The following is a 228-nucleotide window of genomic DNA, read 5'->3' as shown; positions in this document are numbered from 1 at the left end:
GCGGCACCTATCTCGACATTACCGACCACCACGCGCAAGTTCGGAGCCTTCTCGTTCTCAGAGGGTTCGGCCGGAAGGAAGCGCGCCTTGAAGTTGAGCGAGAGCGTCTTGATGGTGCCGGTGTAGGTGCCATCGTTGCTGCGGGTGAACGAACCGATCTGGGACATGGTGGATCTCCTGTGCTGTGTTCAAGCCCGCGACCATCGCGGCCTTGTGGCGATCGAAAGC

1 protein-coding gene is annotated in these 228 nt (G+C 60.5%); it reads right to left on the bottom strand.

The window, feature by feature from the left end; translation table 11 throughout:
• Positions 1-167, bottom strand: a 167-nt coding sequence (locus G8O24_RS43915; protein WP_188108509.1) for a DUF736 domain-containing protein, incomplete at its 3' end; no start/stop codon positions are given.
• Positions 168-228 lie beyond the last annotated feature (61 nt).

It is taken from the genome of Bradyrhizobium campsiandrae (assembly GCF_014529705.1).
GTDB classification, from domain to species: domain Bacteria; phylum Pseudomonadota; class Alphaproteobacteria; order Rhizobiales; family Xanthobacteraceae; genus Bradyrhizobium; species Bradyrhizobium campsiandrae.
This window is presented reverse-complemented; position numbering and strand designations above follow the sequence as displayed.